The sequence below is a fragment of the Dactylosporangium vinaceum genome, assembly GCF_019904175.1.
GTDB classification, from domain to species: domain Bacteria; phylum Actinomycetota; class Actinomycetes; order Mycobacteriales; family Micromonosporaceae; genus Dactylosporangium; species Dactylosporangium vinaceum.
Genome location: NZ_CP061913.1, coordinates 10,859,580 through 10,881,807, shown reverse-complemented (window position 1 = coordinate 10,881,807; position 22,228 = coordinate 10,859,580). Strand labels below are relative to the sequence as shown.

Here is a 22,228-nt window from a genome sequence, read left to right as displayed (position 1 = left end):
GACGACCGGCTCGGCCCGGATCCTCGTGCGGCGACAACCAACGCCCGGTTGAACGCCGAATGCGCCGCCGCCGGCACGCCGTGCGGGCGGACGAGCCTTGCCGCCTGTCGCGGCGACGTGTCGGCGTCCGACTGCCGCGGGGGCGTCGGCCGGCGAGGAGTTGGCGGGCCGTGACGATGCGCTGGACCTGGTTGGTGCCCCCGTAGATCTGGGTGATCTGCGGGTATAGAGGTCCTTAGTTGCGGAAACTGACCTCGTGATACCTCGGTCCAGGATTCGCCAGAGATCACATCCTGAACTATTTGGATATGAGCGAAGATCTCAGAACTGAATTTGACCGACTACCATCCGTAAGTGTCATCTGCCAGTGCAGCGTGGCCGCCAAGCACCGGACCCCTGCTAAGCAAACACCGACGCGGCCACCGCGCACCGGCTGGCCGGGCCGATCCTGGTCGGGATCGCGGACGCGCGGGCCGCGATCATCCGGGGTCGGGCCAGACGATCCGGACGCAGTGCGGGTGCTCAGCATGGCAAGGCCAGCACCGGCACGGTCGCAACACGGGGTTGCCAGCCTCGGCGATCTCGCTCGACCTGCTGATGTGGCCAGCCCACAGGCCGACAGCCACCGACACTGAGCTAAGGTGCCGGGGCCAGCGACGCTGGCTTTCCGGAGGCTCGATTGCGGTCACACTGGCGGAAGGTGATCTCCGGGCGATGTCTGGAGCAGCCACGCGAGGGGCATTTGTGCCGCTCGTTCGTATCTACCGGCCAGTTCCAATGAGTGCAGAGTTACGGTCTGCGCGGGGTCGCGGGCCACGGTCCAGTATTGAGGGATTCCCGCTGCCGCGTACTCGTCGACCTTGATGACGCGGTCGGTTGCCTCGGAGCCGCGGGACATGATTTCGATGACGAGCAGGAGATCGGTGACGGCCAGCCATACGGCGTGCTGCTGGGGTCGCGACCATACCGTCAGATCGGGGATGCGGCCGCCGTCGCCGTCTGGGCCGGAGATGCGGATGCCGGCGGCCTGCATCAGTTGCTCGGCGGGCCAGCCGGCGAGGCCGAGCCACAGCATCAGACGTGTGGCGATGACGGCATGCTCGCTGTCGGGGGGTGGTACGACGGAGAGCACTCCCTCGGGACTGGTCTCATACCGACGGCCATGTGTGTCGGCGGAGATCATGGCGGCCAGGTCGTCGAGCGTGATGATGGCAGGCATATGTCTGCCAACGGCCTCCGCGCTCATACGCCCATGCTACCGACCCTGCTCGTCAAAGGCCGCCGTTACGGTGCGCAACATGCAGTCGAGGTCAACGGCGCGTGTCCATAGTGGAGAGCCTGCATCGATGTATCTGCAATAGTGCAGCTGGAGGCCAGGATTGCGCCGGAATGACGCGGCCGACCGAGTCGACCGGAGGGTGGACGCCGTCTGGCGGCCTGGCCTCTCACCTGCGGAAACGGAATCGACGCGGCCACGCAAGCCGGCCGAAGCCGCGTGCTCGTAGATCAGTGGTATCTCGGCGCGCCTCGCGGGAATGGATAGGTGAGGGCCACTGAAAGTAGCGGCCTAAGCAGGGAAAGGTTGCTGGCTAGCCGTTAAGGAGCTGGCGGGCCATGACGATGCGCTGGACCTGGTTGGTGCCCTCGTAGATCTGGGTGATCTTCGCGTCGCGCATCATGCGCTCCAGGGGGAAGTCGCGCGTGTAGCCGTAGCCGCCCAGGAGCTGGACGGCGTCCGTGGTGATGGACATGGCGGCGTCCGAGGCGAAGCACTTCGCCGCCGCGCCGAAGTAGGTCAGGTCGGCGTCGCCGCGTTCGGACTTGGCGGCGGCGGCGTAGGTGAGCTGACGGGCGGCCTCCAGGCGCATGCCCATGTCGGCCAGCATGAACTGGATGCCCTGGAAGTCGGCGATCGGCTTGCCGAACTGCTTGCGCTCCTGGACGTAGCCCAGCGAGAAGTCGAGCGCGCCCTGGGCGATCCCCAGGGCCTGGGCGGCGATCGTGACCCGGGTGTGGTCGAGGGTGCGCATCGCGGTGGCGAAGCCGGTGCCGGGGGCGCCGATGATGCGGTCCGCCGGGATCCGGACGTTGTCCAGGTACACCTCCCGGGTCGGGCTGCCCTTGATGCCCAGTTTCTTCTCCGGTGCGCCGAACGTCACACCCGCGTCGGACTTCTCCACGACGAAGGCGGAGATGCCGCGCGAGCGGGCGGCCGGGTCGGTGACGGCGAACACGGTGTAGTACTCGCTCACCCCCGCGTTGGTGATCCAGCGCTTGACGCCGTTGAGGACCCACGTGTCGCCGTCGAGCTCGGCGCGGGTCTTCATGCCGGCCGCGTCGCTGCCGGCGTCGGGCTCGGACAGGCAGTAGGAGAACATCGCGTCGCCGCGCGCGACCGGAGGCAGGTAGCGCTCCTTGAGCGCCGGGGAGGCGGCCAGGAGCAGGGGCATCGTGCCGAGCTTGTTGACCGCGGGGATGAGTGACGAGGAGGCGCAGGCCCGGGCGACCTCCTCGATGACGATGGCGGTGGCCAGGGCGTCGGCGCCCGCGCCGCCGTACTCGACCGGGATGTGCGGCGCGTGGAAGTCGGAGGCGCGCAGCGCGTCGTAGGAGGCCTGGGGAAACTCGCTCATTTCGTCGGCCGCCGCGGCGTTCGGTGCGACCTTGCCGTCACACACCGCGCGCACGGCCTCACGTACGGCGACGTGGTCCTCGGGCAGCGAGTAGGCGTCGAACATGGCAAACCCCCTGGTCGCAGTGCTGCTGAACCGCCGTTCAGCGGCCCGCCGATGTGAGCATACCGACGAGTAATGAATCGGTCGGAGGCACGGCTCCTCGCAAGGGACTATCCTCGCCGTGGCGACGTCGGCCCGATCCCACCAGGTGAGGGTCGCACCGAGCGGACCTCGATCGAGTTGGAGACCAGGCGTGACAATCGCGTACCCCAGCACCTCACCCGCCGTTGCCCCGCCGTCCGGATCGGCGCGGCCCCGGTTGACCTTCCTGGGCACCGGATATCTCGGTGCGACTTACGCGATCTGCTTCGCGGAGCTCGGCTACGAGGTCATCGGCTTCGACATCGACGAGGCGAAGATCGCCAAGCTCGCCGGCGGCGACGTGCCGTTCCACGAGCCCGGCCTCGACGAGCTGCTGCGCAAGAACCTGTCGGCCGGCCGCCTGCGGTTCTCCACCTCCTGGGAAGAGGTCGCCGAGTTCGGCGACATCCACTTCATCTGCGTCGGCACCCCGCAGCGGGCCGACGGCATGGCCGCCGACCTGTCGCACGTCGAGAGCGCCGTCACCAACCTGGTCCCGCACCTGACCCGCAAGGCGCTCATCGTCGGCAAGTCCACCGTCCCGGTCGGCACCGCCGAGTGGATCGAGCAGCTGGTCGCCCGCAACGTCACCGCCGATCTCGGCGTCGAGGTCGCCTGGAGCCCCGAGTTCCTCCAGGAGGGCGTGGCCGTCGAGGACGTGCTGCGGCCCAACCGGGTCATCTTCGGGGTGAAGTCCGAGTGGGCGACCGGGATGCTGTACTCCGCGCACAAGGGCGTGTTCGACCTGGCCGTCACCGAGGACCGCGAGGTGCCGGTCGTGGTGACCGACTTCGCCACCGCCGAGCTGGTGAAGGTCGCGGCCAACGCGTTCCTGGCCACCAAGATCTCCTTCATCAACGCCATGGCCGAGGTCTGCGAGGCGGCCGGCGCCGACGTGACCCAGCTGGCCCGCTCCATCGGCTACGACGCCCGCATCGGCAACAAGTTCCTCCGGGCCGGCGTCGGCTTCGGCGGCGGCTGCCTGCCCAAGGACATCCGCGCGTTCCAGGCCCGGGCCCAGGAGCTCGGCGTCGGCGAGGCGCTGCGGTTCCTGCACGAGGTCGACCTGATCAACCAGCGCCGCCGCAACAAGATCGTCCAGCTCTCGGCCGAGCTGCTCGGCCGCGGCTACGGTCCGGCCGGCCCGGACCTGGGCGGCACCAAGATCACGGTGCTCGGCGCGACGTTCAAGCCCAACTCCGACGACGTGCGCGACTCGCCGGCCCTCTCGGTCGTGCGCAAGCTCGCCCGCTCCGGCGCCGACGTCACCGTCTACGACCCGGAGGGCATGGACCAGGCCCGGGCCGAGGTCGACGACGTGACCTACGCCAAGACGCTCACCGATGCGGTGGCCGGGGCCGACCTGCTCTGCGTGCTCACGGAGTGGGAAGAGTTCCGCAACGCCGACCCGAACGCCGTCGCCCCGCTGGTAGCGGCGCAGAAGGTCATCGACGGCCGGAACTGCCTCGACCAGGCGGTCTGGGTCGCCGCGGGGTGGGAGTACCGCGGCATGGGTCGCCCCGTCGTTTCATAGAGAATCTCCCGAACGAGCACATCGCTTTCGTCGCCCGGCGAAACAAGGCATTCTTCCCAGTAAGGCGTGAACGACCGGGACCCCCGGGGAAGGGGGTTCCGGTCGGAAGCCTGGGGGAGGAGTGGCGTGGAGACGTACCCGTGCCCGGCGTGCGGCGGGCCGGCCAGTGAGGCCACCGGCTGTCGTTCGTGTGGCCGCCCGCACGACCCGGACGCGGCCGCACTCGCCCTGTTCCAGCGGACCGTCGCCGCGTTGGAGCAGAAGAAGCGGGACCTCACCGAAAACACACAGATGCTGCGCAAGCAGCTCGCGCACACCTCCGCGCAGCGCGACAGCCTCCGCCGCAAGGTCCGCGCGGCCGTCGAGGCCGAGCAGACGGCCCAGGCGGCCAAGACGAAGCGGCCGCTGCTCGGTCGCCAGCGTGAGGCCGTCCCCCCGGCGGTGACCGAGGCGGCCCCGGCCGCCGTCGGCGCGGGCACGCGAGCCACCACCGACACCGGTGTCGCCGCCCCGCCGACCGGTCCGCAGCGCTTCTCGCCGCGGGCCGCGCAGCCGGCGGAGAGCGGGCACGTGCCGGCGGCCGGCCGCCCCCGCATCGCCCCGTTCGACGGCCCGCCGCCGCCCCGCCGCCCGCGCGGGGGCGAGCGGACCCTCCCGCCCGGCGATCAGCCGGAGGCCACCCAGAGCAGCATGCAGGCGTCGGTCCTGGCGCTGGGCGGGCTCCTGCTGGCCGGCGCCGCGATCGTGCTCACCCTCGACGCGTTCGGCAGCATCGGCACCGCCGGGCGGATCCTGTCCCTGGCCGCGATCACCGCGATCGCCCTGGCGCTGCCGCTCGTGCTGGTGCGGCGCGGCCTGAGCGCGACCGCCGAGACCGTCGCCTCGGTCGCGCTGCTGCTCGTGCTCCTCGACGGCTACGTGGTCCGCTCGGAGAGGCTGATCGGTGCCGATCAGGCCCGGCTCAGCACGTACCTCGGCCTGGTCTGCCTGCTCACGGCCGGTGTCGCCGCCCTGTACAGCATGAAGAGCCACCTGATCGCCTCCCGCTTCGCGACCCTGCTGGCCCTGCAGCCGGTCCTGCCGCTGCTGTTCTACGACGCGATCCACGGCCCGACCGGCTGGGCGGTCGCGCTGTGCGGCGTCGCGCTCATCGATCTGGGCTTCGCGATCGGGCTCAAGCAGTCGATCGAGCGCCGCATCGCCGCGCACCACGAGGACGCCGCGGCCGAGGACGAGGCCGCCCACACGGGCCGCACCAACCGCATCGCCGACGGGCTGATGCGTGACTTCGCATGGGTCCTGTTCGCCGCGGCCGCCGGGGTCGCGCTGCTGGCCGCCGGGGCCGGGATGCTGGCCACCGACGCGAAGCTGCCGACCCTGCAGGCCGCCGCGGCCATGCTCATCGCGGCCGCGCTCGGCGTCGGCGGAGCGCTGACCTGGCGCCGGGGCACACTGTCGGACATCGCCGCAGGCGTCGCCACCGCCGCGGTCATCGTCGCCATCGCCCGGGTCGGCGCCGTCTGGTTGCCCGGCTCCACCCCGCTGTTCCTGGCGCTCGCGGTGACCGTGGCCGCCGCCGGGGTGCCCTTCCTGCCGGCCGACGCCCGCCGCGGGCCCCGCTACGCCGTGTCGGTCTCGGCCGCCGGCGCCGCGCTGCTGGTGATCGTGCGGGCCTACCCGGGGATCGCGGCACCACTGCGGGCCGGGTGGCCGGTGTGGAAGGCCGATCTGAGCGCGTACCAGACCCGGATCCACGACGCCGTCGGGCCGGACGGCTGGCAGTACGTCATCGCGATCCTGCTGCTCACCGGCGCCTGTGTGCTCATGCTGAGCGGCCGGACCGACCCGGTGAGCGTGCCGCTGCGCGACGGTGCCGGGCCCGAGGTGCCCCCGGACGAGCTGCGGGCCGACATCGTCGTCGTCGGCGCGGCCCTCACGCTGCTCGTCGCGCCGGCCGCGCTCGGCCTGAGCTGGCTGGCGATCCCGGCCCTGGCGGTCAGCGCGGCGATCGCCGCCGGTGCGGCCGCGCTGCGCGTCCGGGCCGCCCACACGGCCTGGGTCTGCCTCGGCGCCGCGCTCGTCCTCGGCCTCTACGCGGCCGGGGCGAGCCTGGTCCGGCCCGGTGCGACGGCGCTCACCCTGACCGCGATCACCGTCGCCGGGGCCGCCATCGCCTGGCTGCCGCGGCCCCACCAGACCGACGGCAACCGCATGGCGACCACGCAGCGGGTCGCTGACGCCGCCGCGGGTGGCGCGCTGTTCGCCCTGCCCGGCGCGGCCGCGGCGGCCGCCGCGATCGTCTTCGGCGACCTGCCCGGCGGCGCGACGGTCGTGCTGGTGCTCAGCTTCCTGGCTCTCGCGATAAGCCTCGGCGTGGCCGCGCTGACCCAGGTGGCCCGCGACCGCCGGGGCGGTGAGCCGAGCGTGCCGCTGCTGGTCGGGGCCACCGCCGGCGCGGTCGCGGTCGGCCTGGCCACCGTCCTGGCCGACGGCGCCGCGACCATCGACTTCGTCATCGGCCTGCTCATGGTCGTCGCCGCGGTGACGCTGTGGCTGGCGCCGCGGATGGACGACCGGCAGACCTTCGGCGTCTCCTTCACCGGCTCCGACGCGGCCGCGGCGGCCGTCACGATCGCCGCGATCGGCGCGGTCGCCCGGGCCGTGTCGCTGGCCGCCTCCGGCATCGAGGTCGTCACCCTCGCCTTCCTGGTGTTCCTGGTCGCCGTCGCCGCCCGCTCGTCGCTGCCGGAGGAGTGGCGGCGCGGCCCGGTCGTGGGCGCCGCGGTTGTCGGCTTCGGCACCGGACTGTATGCGGGCGCCCTCTCGGTGGTCGCCGCGATCGGGGTGATCCGGGCCGCGAGCCCACCGTGGACGGCCCCGCTCGACGAGCGCTGGGCCGAGTCCGCGCACAGCCTGGCCCAGTTCGGCTGGCAGATCCCGATCGCGCTGCTCCTGCTGGCCGGGGCGGCCGCGATCGCACTGCCCCAGCCCTACGGCGACGACATCGCCTCGGCCGCCCTCGTCCTGGCCACGCTCGGCGCTCCGATCGGACTCGGCCTGGGCTGGCAGGCCCCGATGGTCATCGGCTGGGCCGCGGCCACCGGCGTCGCCGTCTGGGCCTGCTTCGCCCGCAGCTGGCGCGGCGTCTACACCCGGCTCGGCGCGGCCCTGGTCGCCGGGCTCTACGCGGCCGGGGCGGCGCTCGTGCGCCCCGGGGCGACCGCCGGCACGCTCGCCGCACTCGGCGTGAGCGCGGCCATCGTCGCCGCGCTGGCCCGGGCGGTGGCGGTGCGCCGGATCGGTACTCCCGACGCCCGGTTCGAGGACGATGACCCGGACGAGGGCCCGTCGACGGTCGTCGGCGGGGCCGGCGTCGCGGGCGCGCTCTTCGCCTTCACCGGCGCGGCCGCCGCGATGGTCGGCAGCCTCTACCCGGAGCGGCCCAGCACCGTCCTCGTCGCCGCCCTCGCGACCGCCGCCCTCGGCCTCGCCGCCGCGGCCGCCGGCGCGCACCAGGCGCCCGGCTACATGCCGTACGTGAGCACCGGGGTCGCCGTCTCCGCGACCACGACCGCCCTCGCCGCCCTGTTCTTCCAGCGCGACGGCGCGGTCGTCTACGCCGCGGCCGCCGCCCTGCTCGGCGTGCTCGCCGAACTGCTGCGGGCGAACTGGTACAACCCCCGAGAGCCCGACCTCGAAGGGCGCTTCCGGCCGGACCGGGCCGGGCGTGTGCCGCGCGCCGTCGACACCGCCGGCGACCAGGTCCGCATCCCGCGCAACTTCGCCTTCGGGGTCGCCACCGCGGCCGGGGTCCCCGCGGCGATCGTCGTGGTGTTCCTCGCGCCCGCGCTGTTCGCGGCGCTCATCGGGCCGTACCGGTGGATCGAGCACCCGTGGACCGGCACCCCGGCCGACGCCGCCGACCTCGGGTCGTTCGCGCAGTACGCCGGCAACGGCACCCACGTGCTCGGCGCGTTCCTGCTCACCGTGGCCGCGGCCCTGATGGCCGTGGGCCTGGGCGGCAGCGGGCAGGCGATGGCCAACCGGGCCGTCGCGATCGTGGTGCCCGGCGCCGCCCTGACGATGCTCATCGCCCCGGCCGCGCTCGACGCGCCGTGGCCGATGCAGCCGACCCTGGCCCTGCTGGTGGCCACCATCGCCGGGCTCGGCCTGGCTCTCACCGTGCCGCCCGCGGCCGACGGCCCCGACGGCCGGCTCATGATCGGTGCCCGCCGGCTGGTGTTCGTGATCGCGGTCCTGGCCGCGGGCGCGGGCGGCGCCGGCAGCCTGGCCACCCGCAGCCAGACCCTGACCTGGCTGGCCGGCTCGGTGCTGGTCGGGGCGGTCGCCGGCATCTGGGGCCGGACCCCGAACGGCCGGATGCTCGGCTGGCACGTGACCGCCTCGACCGCGCAGGGCTTCGCGGTGGCCGCCGGGCTCGCCGCCGGCCTGGGCCTGAAGCAGTGCGCGTTCCCGCTGCTCATCGTGGCCGCCGCGCTGCTGGTGCTCGGGGCCGCGCTGCCGCGGCTGCGCCCCACCCGCAGCATCAACCGGGAGGCGCTGACCGTCGAGACCGCCGGGTACGCCGGGGCCGGGATCGCGGTGCTGCTCACCCTCGGCTCGTGGGCGCACACCGCGGCCGCGCTGACCGCGGTCGGGGCGATCCTCGGCCTGTCGGCGGCGCGCAAGGGCCGCAGCGCGCGCCAGCGCACGGTGCTCATCGTCGCCGCGTCGATCGCCGAGCTGGTCGCCATCTGGCTGCTGCTGATCACGGTGCGGGTCGCGGTGGTGGAGGCGTACACGCTCCCGTTCGCCGCCCTCGCCCTGATCACCGGGCTCATCGAGATCCGCAACCGGCCCGAGCTGGGCAGCTGGCTGGCCTACGGCCCGGCGCTGGTGGCCGGCTTCGGCCCGAGCCTGGCGATCGCCGTCGCGCAGCCCGACTCGCCGGAGCTGCGCCGGGTGCTGCTGATTCTGGCCGGGGTCATCTGCGTGGCCATCGGCGCGGCCCGGCAGCAGAAGGCCCCGGTGGCGGTGGGCGCCACGGTCACGGTGATCGCGACCGTGAACGAGCTGTTCCGGATCGGCCTGCCGTTCTGGATGATGCTCCTGCTCTTCACCGGCACCGGCGTGCTGCTCATCAGCCTCGGGGCGACCTATGAGCAGCGTCAGCGCCTCGACCGGCTGCGCGGGGCGTACCGAGGGATGCGCTAGTCGTCCTTCTCCAGCTCCTCGAGCACCCAGCGGGACCAGTCGCGCTGGAGGGCGAAGTACCGCCGCCCGAACTCCGCCGCGAAGCGCGCATAACCGCGGCGGAGTCCGGCGTCGTCCATCTCCTTGATGGCGCCGTCGATCTGGGTGACCTCCTTGTCGCTCTCGGCCGCCATCTGGTCGACGAGCGTGCGCACGTCGGGCAGGTCGAGCGAGGAGATCAGGAACAGGCGCAGCACGAACTCGTTGCGCGGCGGCGTGTCGCCGAGCGGGCTGAACATCCAGCGGCGCAGCTCCGTGCGGCCGGGGTCGGTCACGCCATACACCTTGCTGCCGCGGGACCCCTCGTCGACGACCTCGATCAGCCCATCGCCGAGCATCCGCTTGAGCTCGGGGTAGATCTGGCTGTGGCCCGCGCTCCAGGCGTGGCCCGACAGCGTGCGCTCGAAGCGCTTGGTCAGGTCGTAGCCGTTCTGCGGGGTGTCGGCGAGCAGCCCCAGCAGGGCGTGGCGGAGGGACATGCGACAAAGCCTAACCTCTCGACTTCGACATGTCGAGAAAGACATGACGTGCTTGACATGTCGAAAGTGACATGTCACGGTTGCATTATGAAAACCCCCGGAGCCCTGGCCATCCTCAAGTCCCTGCTGTGGGACGTCGGTCTTTCCCTCGGCGCCTACTTCGTGGCGCACTGGCTCGGTGCGAGCGACTACGTCGCACTCCTGTGCGGGTCGGTTGCGGCCCTGGCCCGGATGCTCTGGGTCGCGGTCCGGGCCCGCAAGTTCGACATGTTCGCCGCCGTGATGCTCGGCGTGTTCCTGGCCGGCCTGGGCCTCTCGTTCGTGACCGGCTCGCCGAAGTTCCTCCTCGTCAAGGAGTCCTTCGGCACCGGCATCGCCGGCCTGGCCTTCGTCGTGTCCTGCTTCGTCGGCCGCCCGCTGATCTACCACGCCGCCCTGCGGATGCAGGAGGGCGACCCGGCCCGGGCCGCGGAGTTTGACCAAAAGTGGCGCGACCAGCCCGGCTTCCGGCACACCTTCCGGGTGATGTCCGCGGCCTGGGGCGGCGGCCTGCTCTTCGACGCGGTCGTCCGCATCCCGCTGGTGCTGGCCCTGTCGACCTCGGCCGCCGTCACCGCCTCGACCGCCCTGTTCGTCACGACGATGGTGCTGCTGGCGCTGTGGAGCGTCCGCTACGTGCGGCACCGGCAGGCGTGGGCGGCCCGGATGGAGCAGCAGCAGCCGGCCTGAACAGCAGGATCGGGATGAGCGTCAGCGCGGCGGCGCCGGCGGCCCACCAGAAGGTGGTGCCGAAGGCGCCGCCGAGCGCGTCCACGGAGCGGGCCCCGGCCGCGTTGCGCTGCAGCGACACCGCCAGCAGGGCCACCCCGAACGAGCCGCCGACCTGCTGGAAGACCCGCACCGCGCCTGTCGCGTGCGAGACCTGCGCCCGGGTCAGCCCGGCGTAGATGCCGCCCTGCGCTGGCACCATGACCGCCCCGAAGCCGGCCCCGGTCAGCGCGATCAGGCCGGCCAGCAGCCACTGATCGGTGCCGCCGTCGAGCTGCGTGAGCGCCAGGGTCGAGCCGATCAGCAGCGTGGCTCCGGCGAGCGCGACCGGGCGCAGGCCGAAGCGCTCGGTGAGGCGCCCGGCCAGGGCCAGCGAGAGCGCCGAGCCCACCCCGTTGGGGGCCATGAGCAGACCGGCGTGCAGCGGGGTGTAGCCGTGGACCTGCTGGTAGTACAGCGGAATCAGCAGCATGGTCCCGATCAGCGCGACCATGCCGAGGAACATCACGGCCGACGCCGCCGTGAAGTTGCGGCTCCGGAACAGGCGCAGGTCGATGACCGGCTCCGCGCTGCGCAGCGCGTGCACGACGAACGCGATCATCAAGGCCGAGCCCGCGGCCAGCAGGAGCAGGGTCAGCGGGCGCAGGCCGCCCTCGGTGCCGGCCCGGGACAGGCTCCACACGATCCCGACAAGGGCCGGCGACAGCAGGGTCAGGCCGAGCACGTCCAGGCGGGCCGGGCGCTCGACCCGCTCGACAGGCATCACCCGGAGCGCGGCCCAGGCGGCGATCGCGCAGAACGGCAGGTTGACCAGGAAGATCCAGCGCCAGCCGGCCCCGTCGACCAGGACGCCGCCGAGCACCGGGCCGAGCACCGGCCCGAGCAGCATCGGCAGCCCGACGAGCGCCATCACCTTGCCGAACTGCTGACCGGCGGCCCGGCGGGCCAGGATCGTCTGGAAGAGCGGCATGAGCATCCCCCCGCCGATGCCCTGCACGACCCGCATCGCGATGAGGCTGCCGGCCGACCAGGCCACCCCGCACAGCAGCGAGCCGAGGGTGAACAGGCCGAGCGACACCAGCCAGGCGGAGCGGGCCCCGAACCGGTCGATCGCCCAGCCGGCCACCGGGATCACCGCGGCCATCGCCAGGAGGTACGCGGCACTCACCCACTGCACGGTGCCGAGATCGGCCCCGAAGTCCCGCCGGAAGCTCTCCAGCGCGATGTTCACCATCGTCGAGTCCATCTGGACCAGGAACACGCCGAGCAGGATCGCCCCCACGAGCGCGAGCAGATCCCGGGGCAGCCGCCCACTCGGTTGATACGCCGTATCGGTCATTGATACACCGTATCGCTAAGTCGTACGCCGTACAATGCCGGAGTGACGGTGTGGACGCAATCGGACCCCGGCCGGCCGGCCAAGCTGACCCGGGACGCGGTGGTCGCCTGCGCGGTGGACCTGGCCGACCGCGAGGGGCTCGACGCGGTATCGGTGCGGCGGGTGGCGGCCGAGCTCGCGGCCCGGCCGATGAGCCTCTACTCGTTCTTCAAGCGCAAGGACGACCTGGTGGACCTGATGGTCGACCGGGTGCTGGGGGAGATGCTGGTGCCCGGGGCACTGCCGGAGGACTGGCGGGCCGCGCTGAAGGCCGTCCTGCACCGCCAGATCGAGGTCGGCCGCCGGCACATGTGGGTGATGGGCGTGTTCGGGGCCCGGGCCCCGATCGGGCCCAACGCGGCCCGGCACGCCGACCAGTCCCTGCAGGCGGTCGCCGGCCTCGGACTGCCGCCGCAGCGGACCCTGCGGCTGCTGCGGGCGGTCGACACCTACCTCTGGGGGTTCGTGACGCTCGGCGCGCAGGAGTTCGCGACGCGGCAGCGCGACTCCCTCACCGAGGAGGAGTGGAAGGCCACGACCGACGCGTACTTCGCCGACCTCGTCGCGACCGGAGACCTGCCCCGGCTGGCCGAGGCCGGGCGGCCGGGACTGCTGCGCGGGGGCATCGAGGAGTGGATCGCCAACTTCGACGAGGGTCTCGACTGGTTGCTCGACGGATTCGCGGCGAGCCTCTAGTCATCTTCGGCCGCCGCGGGCCGATAGCAGTGCCATGTCGAGCACGAGTGAGCGCTGGTTCGGCGCCGGCCACAGCACGGCCGCCGACTCCGCGAAGGCCGGTGCGGAAGCCGCGGCCGCCGCGATCGCCGGGCGTACCCCCGCCGCGGTGTTCGTCTTCACATCCGGCGGGCACGACCCCGCCGCGATGGAGGCCGCCGTCCGTGAGCTCGTGCGGGCCGAGGCGAGCGGTGCGGTGGTCGTCACCGGCACCGGGTTCGGCGAGCTGAGCCCGGCCGGCGCGACCGAGCACGGCGTGGCCGTCGCGGCCTTCGGCGGCCCCGGCTTCACCGTGCGCGCCCACACGGCCGACGTCGGTGCGCTCGGCGCCCGCGCCGCCGGTGCGGAGGCGGCCACGGCGATGACCGAGATGATGGCCGAGGTCGACGCGCACCACTCGGTCCTGCTGCTGCTCGCCGACGGCGAGGCGCTCGGACCGCACGAGATCGTCCGCGGCGCGTACTCGGTCGTCGGCGCGGCCGTACCACTGGTCGGCGGCCTCACCACCGGCGGCTCCGGCCGGGTCGTCGGTGTCGCCATCGGCTCGGACCGGCCCATCGGCATCGGCGTCGCCCACGGCTGGCGGCCGGCCGAGCCGCCACTCGTGGTGACCCGCGCCACCGGCGGCCGCATCTACGAGTTCGACGGGGAGCCGGCCCTCGACGTCCTCCTGCGCCGCCGTGGCGTCACCGGCACCGCCGCCGACCTCTTCCAGGGCGGGATCGAGCTGTGCCCGGTCGGGCTGGCCCGCCGCACGGGGCTCGACATCCGGTCGCTGCACGGGGGCGACGACGAAGAGCGATCGGTCTTCGGTACCGCGGAAATCCAGCAGGGCGCCCTCGTCTGGCTGATGGAGGCCGAGCGCGACGAGCTCGTGGCCGGTGGGCCGGCCGCACTGCGCGCCGCTGTCGACGGTCTCCAGGGAGCCGAACCGCTCGGCGCCCTCGCCTTCGACTGCGGCGGGCGCAAGCTGACCCTCGGCGAGGGCGGCACCGCCGCGGAGGTAGCGGCCATGCGCGCCGCGCTCGGCCGGCCGTTCGCCGGTTTCTACACGCTCGGCGAGATCGCCCGCATCCGCGGCGCGGCCGGCCTGCACCAGCTCACCCTGGTCGCCCTGGCGCTGGCCTGAGGAGGGCGACGTGCCCAACTGGTCAACGCAGCAGCTGACGGAGTACTTCGTCGCGGTCAACACCGCCGCCTCCGAGGAGACAGCCATCGCGCTCGCCGTCGAGCGGGCGGTGGAGATCATCGAGGCCGAGGTCGGCCTCGTCGTGCTGGCCGGGCGCGTCCGCGGCGCCTGGGGGTTCGGCGGCCGGGCGCCCGGACCGGACCTGGTGACCCTGCCGCCGGCCGGCGCGACAGTGGGCCTGCAAGGGCTTTCCGACGTTTTCGCGGTACCGTCGCAGCTCGGATCGGGGCTGCCCGGCGCCCTGATCCTCGGCCGGGCGGGCGACGCGTTCGGCCCCGAGGAGCGCCAGACGCTGCAGGGCATGGCCCAGATGCTCGGCGCCGCCCTGCGCGGAGCCCGGGCCCTGGCCGCGGAGCAGACGCTGCGGGCCGAGCGGGAGCGCGAGGCCCGGCTCGTGGAGACGCTGCTGCGCATCCAGCGGGCCATCTCCAGCCGGCGCCCGCTGCAGGAGATTCTCGACACGATCACCGAAGCCGCGGCCGAGCTGCTCGGCGGGGCCAACGTGCAGCTGATCCTGAACGAGTCGGAGGCCACCCACCCGGCCGCCGCCGCGGCGATGCGCACCGGCGAGCTGCACGTCGACGAGGACGCCGAGGGCCGGACCGTCATCGCCGTGCCGGTGCACGTGACGGGCGAGACCGCCGGCGCGCTCGTGGCCCGGGTCGCCGGGGCCGGCTACCACGCCGACCAGGTCGAGGCGTTCGCCCAGCAGGTCGGCCTGGCGCTCACCGACGCCCGGACCGTCGAGCAGGTCCACGAGGCCCACCACGACCACATCACCGGCCTGCCCAACCGCGCGCTGTTCCTCAAGGCGTTCAACGGGCGCCCGCGGGCCGGTGTGCTCTTCATCGACCTGGACCGGTTCAAGGCGGTGAACGACAGCCTCGGCCACGACGCCGGCGACCAGCTCCTCGCCGCGGTGGCCGAGCGCATCCGGGCCCAGGTCCGCAGCGGCGACACGGTGGCCCGGCTCGGCGGTGACGAGTTCGCGGTGCTGCTGGCCGACGCGCACCGCGACACGGCGGTGGCGACCGGCGAGCGGATCATCGCCGCGGTCCGGGAGCCGTTCCGGGTCAAGGGCCGCGGCGTGTACATCGGGGCCAGCATCGGCGTCGCCCTCCCCGGCACCGCCGGCGCCGCCCCGGACGAGCTGCTCAACTGCGCCGACCTCGCGATGTACCGGGCCAAGAAGGACGGCCCCGGTCGGGTAGTGGTCTACGAGCCGGCAATGCACGCGGCCGCCCTGGACTACCTGTCGCTGCGAGCCGACCTCCAGCGGGCCCTGGCCGCCGGGGAGTTCGCGCTGCAGTACCAGCCGCTGGTCCGCCTCGACGTCGAGTCGGTCGTCGGCGTGGAGGCCCTGCTGCGCTGGCACTCACCCGAGCGCGGGGTGGTGACGCCGAGCGAGTTCCTGCCGATCGCCGAGGAGTCCGGGCTGATCTCCGAGATCGGGCAGTGGGTCCTGGCCAACTCGGCCCGGCAGGTCGCGGCCTGGCGGCGGCGCCGGCCCGGGCTGACGCTCAACGTCAACGTGTCCGGGCGCGAGCTGGTCCGGCCCGGCTTCGTCGAGGACGTGACCCGCATCCTGGCCGCGGCCGGGCTGCCGACGAACGCGGTGACGCTCGAGCTCACCGAGTCGGTGCTGATGAGTGACCCGCAGCCGGCCGTGCTGGCCCTCAACCGGCTGCGGGCCCGCGGGCTCCAGCTGTCGATCGACGACTTCGGGACCGGCTACTCGTCGCTGGCCTACCTGCGCGACCTGCCGGTGGACGAGCTCAAGGTGGACCGCGCGTTCATCGCCCGGACCCAGCTCACCGGGCGGGACATGGCACTGCTGTCAAGCATCCTGGAGCTCGGGCACATCCTGGGCCTTCGCGTGGTGGCCGAGGGCATCGAGAATGCGGCGCAGCTCGAGGCGGTACAGAAGCTGGGATGTTCGCTGGGTCAGGGTTTTCACCTGCAGCGGCCGCTCGATCCGGCCGCGATCCCGCCGCTGCTGGAGGCGCCGCCGGCCTACCGGGCGGCATGAAAACGGGGCCGGGCATCGCGCCCGGCCCCTCATAACGCCTGACTACCGGCCTTCGAGCGACTTCACGTTGTCGCCGAAGCTCCAGCCCTTCGAGCCGTCCCAGTTGATGGACCAGGTCATGAGCCCCTTGATGCCGGAGACGCTGTTGTACGCCTGCGACACCAGCGACGGCGCCATGTACCCGCCACCGGCGCCCGACTGCGCGGGCAGACCGGGGACCTGCTTGTCGTACGGGATCCGGATCGTGGTGCCCTGGATCGTGAGCCCGTTGTTGAGGCACTGGGTCTGGACCGTGAAGCCCTGGACCGTCCCCGCCGAGTACGAGTCACCGGCGCAGCCGTACATCGAGCCGTTGTAGTACTGCATGTTCAGCCACCAGAGGCGGCCGTTGTCGAGGTACTTCTTGATGATCGGCAGGTACGAGCCCCAGATCGAGCCGTAGGTCACGCTGCCGCCGGTCACGTACGCCGTCTCCGGCGCCATGGTCAGGCCGAAGTTCGACGGCATCTGGGCCAGCACGCCGTCGATGATGCGGATCAGGTTGGCCTGCGACGTCGACAGCGTGCCGATGTTGCCGCTGCCGCTCAGCCCGGTCTCGATGTCGATGTCGATACCGTCGAAGTTGTTGGCCTTCAGGATCGGCACGATCGTGGCGACGAACCGGTCCGCCACCGCCGACGAGCTCAGGTCGATGCCGGCCGCCGCGCCACCGATCGACATCAGCAGCGTCCCGCCGTTGGCCTTGGCCTGGCACATCTCGGCCGGCGTCGGCACCTTCACGCCGGCGTCCATCCCGTTCTCCCACAGCACGGTGCCGTCGGAGCGGATGACCGGGAAGGCCAGGTTGATGACGTTGTACCCGTGCTGCGCGATCCGGCTGTCCGTGATCGGGATCCAGCCGAGCCCCGGGTGCACGCCGTTGGAGGCGCCGTCCCAGTTCTCCCAGTAGCCCTGGATCACCTTCCCGGCCGGCCGCGACTTCACGCCGCAGCTACCACCGGTCGGCGTCGTCGACGGCGACTTGCTCGGGCTGGCCGACGCCGACGCGGACGCCGACCGGCTGGGCGAGACCGACGGCGACGGCGAGGCGGTGCGCGAGGGCGACGGCGACGGCGAGCTGGTCGGGTTGCCGCCGGTACACGCCCCGAGGTCCTTCCACAGCGACGGCGTCGCCGCGGGGTTCCAGCCGGCGCCCACATAGGCGGTGTGGGTCACCAGCGCCTGGTACGTGTGCCCGCCGTACGTCACCTGCTGGCCGGCCGTATACGTGTTGCCCTCGGCCCAGTTCGGCGCGCTGCAGGCGGCAGCGGCGGCGTTCGTGGCGGCCTGGGCCCCGAGAACTGGCGCGAGGGCCAACGCGACGACAATTGCCGCGGCCGCCCCGGTCACCAGGGCGAATGTCTGACGACGAGATCTCACGGGACCTCCTGCCCATCGATGGATCGATGAACAGGGACGCTATCAGTTAACAATATTAAATGTAAGGGTCGGTTTCCTTAAAGCGATCGAGCCCCACAAGCACTCCGCCCAACACTCAGCGAGCACACCACACAGACCGCCCGCCCCGCCCTGCACCATGCCGCACCGCTCCGTGAAGCGCCGGACCACGCTGCGACGGTGCCGTGCCGTGCCGTCCCGCGAAGCGCCGGACCGCACCGTGCCGCACCGCGCCGTGCCGCACCGCACCGCACCGCGCCGTGCCGCACCGCACCGCGCCGTGCCGCGCCGTGCCGCACCGCACCGCGCCGTGCCGCGCCGTGCCGCACCGCACCGCGCCGTGCCGCGCCGTGCCGCACCGCACCGCGCCGTGCCGCGCCGTGCCGCACCGCACCGCGCCGTGCCGTGAGCGCCGGACCGTGAAGCGCCGGACCGCCCGCCTCGCACCGTGCCGTGAAGCGCTGGACCGGCCCCGGCGCGCACCGTGCTGGGAAGCGCTGGCCCGCACCGCACACCGCACCGTGCCGTGCCGTGCCGCGCTGTGCCGCGCTGTGCCGCGCTGTGCCGCGCTGTGCCGCGCTGTGCCGCGCTGTGCCGCGCTGTGCCGCGCTGTGCCGCGCTGTGCCGCGCTGTGCCGCGCTGTGCCGCGCTGTGCCGTGCCGTGCCGTGCCGCGCCGCGCCGCGCCGCGCCGTGCCGCGCCGCGCCGCGCCGTGCCGCGCCGTGCTGCACCCGCGCCGCGACGGGCTGCGAGCGTGCGAAGGCCGCGACAGCCGTGAGGGGCGTGAGGGGAGTGATGGACGAGACGGCTACGAGGGAAGCGACGGGCGGTGAGGGAGCGACGGCGGCGAGTGAGTGGCGGGCCGCGGGTGAGTGGCGGGCCGCGAGGGAGTGGCGGCCATGGCGGCCGTGGCGGGCCGCGAGGAAGCCATGGCTACGAGGGGGCGACGGGCGCGAGAGATCGATGGCCGCGACGGGTGCGCGAGAGGCCGTGACCGCGCGACACGGCGCGACGGGCCGCGAGGGAGTGGCGACCGTGACGGGCCGCGAGGAAGCGATGGCCGCGAGGGGGCGACGGGCGCGAGAGATCGATGGCCGTGACGGGTGCGCGATAGGCCGCGACGGGTGCGGGAGAGGCCGCGACCGCGCGCGACGCGGCGCAACGGGTGTGGGGAGGGACGGTCGGGGCGTGGAGCTGGGCCGAATGTGGTTCCGGCCCCGGCGCTCGGTGGGAGCGGCGGGGCCGGAGTGGTGTGCGGGTGGGTCAGCGTTCGCGCGGGGGCTGGGCCCAGGGCGAGTTGCCCGTGTTGTCCTTGCGCGGCTCGTTCTCGAGCTTCGAGGTCGCGTCCGGGTCCGCGGAGGCGTCCGCGGCGGCGGGCGGCTCGTCGGTCGGGGGTTGGGCGGGCCGGCTCTGGGTGGCCCGCTCGGCCGAGATGCGGTCGAGCTGGGACTGGGCGGCGGTGGCTCGGCGCTCGGCCTCGCCGCGGGCGAAGGCGGACCGGCGCTCGGCCGCCTCGGCGGGGGTCAGTGCTTCGCCGCCGAAGCCGAAGTTGGCCGTGGCCTCGGCGTCCGGGACGGGAGCCTCGAACCTCGTCGTCGCCTCGCCCATGCCGGCGGCCACGTCGCTGCTGCTGGCGAACGGCCGCAGGACTGTGGTCTTCTCGCCCTCGCTCCCGGTCGGCGGCGGCGTCGTGGGAGCCATCGGCTCGAAGCGGCTCCGGTGCTCGGTCGTGGCGTCGTTGCTCGTGGAGACGATCGACTGCTCGCCGGCGGCGGCGTGGCGCGGGCGCGGCTGCGTGGGGGACTGGCGGCCCGGGTGGAACGCCTCGGTCTCCTCCTCGCGGCCCGGCCGGCCGGGCACGGCGAAGCCGTCGAACGACGGGCCGGCCAGCAGCGACTGCTCCTCCTCTTCCTCCCGCCCCCGCGCGGCCCGGGTCGGCAGCGCGGGCGGTGCGTCGCCGGCCGAAGCCGAAGCCGGAGCCGCAGCGGCGGGCGGCGGCGAGGCGGGAGCCGCGGAGGTGGTGGAGGCGGAGGACGTCGTGGAGGCCGAAGACGTTGTGGAGGCCGTGCTGTGCAGCGGCCGGGTGGCGTCGTCGGTGTCCGGCGAGCCGCCGGGCGCCGGAACCACCGGCCACGAGCCGGACGGGCCCAGGTCGGCGGGCGGCGGCGACGTCGGCTGGGCGACCGGCCACGACGGCGGGGCCTCCTCGGCCGGCGGCGGCGAGCCGGCACCGCGGCTGTACCCGATAGCCCCCACGTCGGCCCCCTGCTCAGGTGCCGGCATGGAAGCTGGCGGCGCGGCCCCCGACTCCGGAGTCAGCCAGGCCGGATTCCCACCGGCCGGCGGAGCCGAAGGGACCGGCGGCGGCGAAGAGACCGGCGGAGCCGAAGGAACTGGCGGAGCCGAAGGAACCGGTGGCGGCGAAGAGACCGGAGCAGACGAGAGCGGCGGCGGCGTGAAGACCGGCTGCGGCGCCACACCGGGCGGCGTCGGCGGGAACGGCCCGGGCGGCCCCGAGACGGGCGGCCCCGAAACGGGCGGTGCGGAAGTCGGCGGCAGCGGAGGCGGCGCGAACGGCGACTGCGGCGGCCCGGAGATCGGCGGCGGCGCAACCGGCGGTGCGAACGGCGAGTGCGGCGGCGGCCCGGAAACCGGCGGCGAGGACATCGGGTGCGAGGACATTGGCGGCGAGGACATCGGGGGTCCCGACACCACGGGCGGCCCCGACGCGGCGGAAGGCACCGGCGGCCCCGAGACGACCGGCGGGGCGTAGGCCGGGTAGCCGCCGCTGCCGGACACCGGGTGCACCGGGTGCACCGGCTGCGTCTCGTCGCTGGCCGGCCGCGCGAACGGCCCGGCCCCCGGAGGCGGCGGCAGCACCGTCGTCGCCGAAGAGCCGGCCGCGGCCGGGAACGCCGTCGTCGGCGAGGACGGCTGGTAGCCGGGCCGGGCGGCGACCGGCGGCGCGATCCCCGGGCCCTGGCCCAGCGGGTACTCGTGCACGTCGGCGGGCTCAGCCGGCTCCGCGATCAGGGGCACCGTGGCCGGCCAGGTCCGCCAGCGCTTGATGCTGAAGGCGGCGATCAGCAGTGCCAGCCCCAGCACGGCGGTGGTGCCGTTGACGATCGGGATGCGGAGGTCCACCGTGAGGCTGCCCAGCTTCAGGTCGGCCGGCAGGCTGCTCATGACCGAGAGCGGGTCGATGAACAGGCTGACGTACGTGGCCAGCAGCGCCAGGCCCGCGACGATCGGCCCGACCGGGGAGATGCGCAGAGTGGCGACCAGGCCGATGAGCAGGCCGGCGCCCAGCAGGTATGCGGCGGGGAGCAGCAGGTCGACGGAGTCGAAAGAGCCGGCTTTGACCCACTTGTCGACGGTTTCCCCGGATTTTGGCTGACCGATCGCGATCAGCAGCCAGGCGATCGGGGCGATCAACATCCCCGCGATCAGGCTTCCGACGTGTCGCATGGCTCGCACCGTACCGTCTTTGTCATGACCGAGCACACCGGCCGACCGCCCAGCCGTCCCACCGGTTACTCGCGGGTCACGCTGAGCCGGATCATGACGGCGGTGGACGTGAACCTGTACGGCACAGTCCACGGCGGCGTGATCATGAAGTTCATCGACGACGTGGCCGGAGCGGCGGCCGCGCGGCACAGTGGTGGCACCGCCGTGACCGCCTCGATCGACGAGATCGCGTTCCTGGAGCCGCTGCGCGTAGGCGACCTCGTCCACGCGTATGCGCAGGTCAACTGGACCGGCACCAGCTCGATGGAGGTAGGGGTCCGGCTGGAGTCGGAGCGGTGGGACCGGGTCAGCGAGTCGGCCCCGCTCGTCGTGGCCACCGCCTACCTCGTGTTCGTCGCGATCGACGCCGAAGGCAAGCCGCGGCCGGTCCCGGTCGTCCGGCCCGAGTCGCCGGTCGACGAGGGCCGGTGGCGAGAGGCGGAAATCCGACGCGAGCACCGTCTCGCCCGCCGGGACGCCATCCAGCGGCACCGATCGAGCCGCTAGGGAAAATTACGGGAACACGACCGTCCGCATCGGACAAGAAGGTGTGTGGACCCGGAAGGCAACCTCTTGATCGCGGACGGCTTCAGCGCCCTCTACGACCGGCACGCGCAGGCGCTCTACCGCTACTGCGCCCGCCGGGTGGGGCCGGACCTGGCCGAAGACGCGGTGGCGCAGACGTTCCTCGTTGCGTACGAGAAGCGGCACACCGTGGAGGCCGGCGCCGACCCGCTGCCGTGGCTGTTCGGCATCGCCACCAACGTGTTGTTCCGCCATCGCCGCGACGAGGTGCGCGGCTACCGGGCGCTGGCCCGGACCGGCGCGGACCCGCTGCTGGTGCCGGTGTCGACGGAGAGTCACGCGGCTCGCACCGACGAGCGGGTCGACGCCCGCCGTCGGGCCCGCACGATCGCGCGGGTGCTGGCGAAGCTACCGGCCCGCCAGCGCGACGTGCTGCTGCTCTACGCGGTGGCCGACCTGTCGTACGCGGAGATCGCCGAGGCGCTGCACCTGCCCCTCGGCACGGTGCAGTCGGCGCTGCACCGGGCTCGCACCAAGTTGCGCAAGGCACTCGACGAGTCGAAGAACTAGGGGTGGGCG

Annotated in this window: 14 protein-coding genes; 8 read left to right on the top strand and 6 right to left on the bottom strand. The window is 73.3% G+C overall.

Annotation, left to right across the window (positions count from 1 at the left end):
* Positions 1-685 precede the first annotated feature (685 nt).
* Entirely contained in the window at positions 686-1,246 is a 561-nt protein-coding gene (locus Dvina_RS48880) for a Uma2 family endonuclease (RefSeq protein ID WP_223098777.1), read from the bottom strand.
* 343 nt (positions 1,247-1,589) lie between these two features.
* Positions 1,590-2,738: an acyl-CoA dehydrogenase family protein gene (locus tag Dvina_RS48875; RefSeq protein WP_223098775.1), complete on the bottom strand. Its 1,149-nt coding sequence runs from the start codon at positions 2,736-2,738 to the stop codon at positions 1,590-1,592.
* A 190-nt stretch (positions 2,739-2,928) separates the two neighbouring features.
* Between Dvina_RS48875 and Dvina_RS48870 the strand changes: the two genes are divergently transcribed.
* Both Dvina_RS48870 and Dvina_RS48865 read left to right on the top strand, forming a co-directional pair.
* On the top strand, positions 2,929-4,350 hold the full coding sequence (locus tag Dvina_RS48870; protein ID WP_223098772.1) for a UDP-glucose dehydrogenase family protein: 1,422 nt from the start codon (positions 2,929-2,931) through the stop codon (positions 4,348-4,350).
* Between the two features lie 126 nt (positions 4,351-4,476).
* Entirely contained in the window at positions 4,477-9,564 is a 5,088-nt protein-coding gene (locus tag Dvina_RS48865; protein ID WP_223098770.1) for an SCO7613 C-terminal domain-containing membrane protein, read from the top strand.
* On the opposite strand, the gene Dvina_RS48860 is transcribed toward Dvina_RS48865, so the two are convergent.
* The gene (locus tag Dvina_RS48860) at positions 9,561-10,082 is read right to left on the bottom strand and encodes a PadR family transcriptional regulator (protein WP_223098767.1); all 522 of its coding nucleotides are present in this window, start codon (positions 10,080-10,082) and stop codon (positions 9,561-9,563) included. The genes Dvina_RS48865 and Dvina_RS48860 overlap by 4 nt on opposite strands.
* 87 nt (positions 10,083-10,169) lie before the next feature.
* Between Dvina_RS48860 and Dvina_RS48855 the strand changes: the two genes are divergently transcribed.
* Complete coding sequence (locus Dvina_RS48855; RefSeq protein ID WP_223098765.1) at positions 10,170-10,811, top strand: VC0807 family protein; 642 nt, start codon at positions 10,170-10,172, stop codon at positions 10,809-10,811.
* Here Dvina_RS48855 and Dvina_RS48850 read toward each other — a convergent pair.
* Positions 10,717-12,189: an MDR family MFS transporter gene (locus tag Dvina_RS48850; RefSeq protein WP_223098763.1), complete on the bottom strand. Its 1,473-nt coding sequence runs from the start codon at positions 12,187-12,189 to the stop codon at positions 10,717-10,719. The two genes, Dvina_RS48855 and Dvina_RS48850, sit on opposite strands and share 95 nt — an antisense overlap.
* Positions 12,190-12,231: 42 nt before the next feature.
* On the opposite strand from Dvina_RS48850, the gene Dvina_RS48845 reads away from it, so the two are divergent.
* Genes Dvina_RS48845 through Dvina_RS48835 form a run of 3 tightly spaced genes read left to right on the top strand, consistent with a single transcriptional unit; the run spans position 12,232 to position 16,181 of the window.
* The gene (locus Dvina_RS48845) at positions 12,232-12,924 is read left to right on the top strand and encodes a TetR/AcrR family transcriptional regulator C-terminal domain-containing protein (RefSeq protein ID WP_223098761.1); all 693 of its coding nucleotides are present in this window, start codon (positions 12,232-12,234) and stop codon (positions 12,922-12,924) included.
* 34 nt (positions 12,925-12,958) lie between these two features.
* The gene (locus Dvina_RS48840) at positions 12,959-14,092 is read left to right on the top strand and encodes an FIST signal transduction protein (protein WP_223098759.1); all 1,134 of its coding nucleotides are present in this window, start codon (positions 12,959-12,961) and stop codon (positions 14,090-14,092) included.
* A gap of 10 nt (positions 14,093-14,102) precedes the next feature.
* The gene (locus Dvina_RS48835; protein ID WP_223098757.1) at positions 14,103-16,181 is read left to right on the top strand and encodes a putative bifunctional diguanylate cyclase/phosphodiesterase; all 2,079 of its coding nucleotides are present in this window, start codon (positions 14,103-14,105) and stop codon (positions 16,179-16,181) included.
* A gap of 42 nt (positions 16,182-16,223) precedes the next feature.
* Here the strand turns inward: Dvina_RS48835 and Dvina_RS48830 are convergent, their stop codons facing one another.
* Entirely contained in the window at positions 16,224-17,537 is a 1,314-nt protein-coding gene (locus Dvina_RS48830; RefSeq protein ID WP_246656687.1) for a carbohydrate-binding protein, read from the bottom strand.
* A 1,343-nt stretch (positions 17,538-18,880) separates the two neighbouring features.
* The gene (locus Dvina_RS48825) at positions 18,881-21,085 is read right to left on the bottom strand and encodes a hypothetical protein (RefSeq protein ID WP_223098755.1); all 2,205 of its coding nucleotides are present in this window, start codon (positions 21,083-21,085) and stop codon (positions 18,881-18,883) included.
* Between the two features lie 24 nt (positions 21,086-21,109).
* Between Dvina_RS48825 and Dvina_RS48820 the strand changes: the two genes are divergently transcribed.
* Entirely contained in the window at positions 21,110-21,631 is a 522-nt protein-coding gene (locus Dvina_RS48820) for an acyl-CoA thioesterase (RefSeq protein ID WP_223098754.1), read from the top strand.
* A 45-nt stretch (positions 21,632-21,676) separates the two neighbouring features.
* Positions 21,677-22,219: an RNA polymerase sigma factor gene (locus Dvina_RS48815; protein WP_223098753.1), complete on the top strand. Its 543-nt coding sequence runs from the start codon at positions 21,677-21,679 to the stop codon at positions 22,217-22,219.
* The last annotated feature ends 9 nt before the right edge of the window (positions 22,220-22,228 follow it).

Bases quoted from the DNA above. Each gene is read 5' to 3' on its own strand.
- Dvina_RS48880 (WP_223098777.1), bottom strand. From the start codon at position 1,246: ATGAGCGCGGAGGCCGTTGGCAGACATATGCCTGCCATCATCACGCTC.
- Dvina_RS48875 (WP_223098775.1), bottom strand. From the start codon at position 2,738: ATGTTCGACGCCTACTCGCTGCCCGAGGACCACGTCGCCGTACGTGAG.
- Dvina_RS48860 (WP_223098767.1), bottom strand. From the start codon at position 10,082: ATGTCCCTCCGCCACGCCCTGCTGGGGCTGCTCGCCGACACCCCGCAG.
- Dvina_RS48855 (WP_223098765.1), top strand. From the start codon at position 10,170: ATGAAAACCCCCGGAGCCCTGGCCATCCTCAAGTCCCTGCTGTGGGAC.
- Dvina_RS48850 (WP_223098763.1), bottom strand. From the start codon at position 12,189: ATGACCGATACGGCGTATCAACCGAGTGGGCGGCTGCCCCGGGATCTG.
- Dvina_RS48840 (WP_223098759.1), top strand. From the start codon at position 12,959: ATGTCGAGCACGAGTGAGCGCTGGTTCGGCGCCGGCCACAGCACGGCC.
- Dvina_RS48825 (WP_223098755.1), bottom strand. From the start codon at position 21,085: ATGCGACACGTCGGAAGCCTGATCGCGGGGATGTTGATCGCCCCGATC.
- Dvina_RS48820 (WP_223098754.1), top strand. From the start codon at position 21,110: ATGACCGAGCACACCGGCCGACCGCCCAGCCGTCCCACCGGTTACTCG.